Here is a 686-nt window from a genome sequence, read left to right on the forward strand (position 1 = left end):
GAAGCTGCTGGCCGCCACGGTCGGGTCCATGCCGCCGGCGACCGCGTCGGTAAAGGCCTTGCCGGTCACCAGTTGGTTTTTGTAGTACTGCTGGATGTTGTCGCTTTGCCCGGCCTTGTCGGCGATGCCGGTCAGGTCCACATGGCCGTTGCCCCCCAGCGCCAGGTTGGCGATGGTCGTATCGTTGGCCGCGTTTTGCAGGCCCATGCCCATGTCGATCTGCTTGCCGTTCTGGTCCTTGGCGTTGAGATTGTCGGTGAGGTTTTTGCCGGTCTCGATGTCGTCGGTGTAGTAGTTCTGCATCGCGACTTTCATCGCCGGGTTGCTGTCGACGATGTCGGCCAGTGCCGGGCCGCGATTGTTTTGCAGGAAGCCTTGCACGTCCGGGTCGGCCGAGAGGGTTTCGATGCCGCTTTGCAGCTGTGCCTTGATTTTGTCTTCGTTGGGGTTGAGGCCGTAGTGGGGCGAGGTGTACTTGTCCATCAACCCGGCGTGGGGCACGTAGTCGCTGACCAGCAGGCGGGTTTGTGCATCGGTCAACTGCACCAGCACCGCGGCTTTCTGTTCGCCGCTGTAGTTCTGCGGGTTGGCCAGGATGTCGGCGGTCAGGCCCGAGGTGTCGACGCCGGCGACGGCATCACGAGTGGCGGCACCGTCGAGGAAGGTCAGGGTGTCGCTGTCGGTTT

Annotated in this window: 1 protein-coding gene; it reads right to left on the bottom strand. The window is 62.7% G+C overall.

Annotation, left to right across the window (positions count from 1 at the left end; genetic code table 11):
- Window positions 1-686: type III effector HrpK domain-containing protein (locus HX846_RS35300; protein WP_306173200.1), on the bottom strand; the 686-nt coding region annotated here is incomplete at both ends.

This window comes from Pseudomonas sp. K5002 (genome assembly GCF_013386655.1).
Classification (GTDB): domain Bacteria; phylum Pseudomonadota; class Gammaproteobacteria; order Pseudomonadales; family Pseudomonadaceae; genus Aquipseudomonas.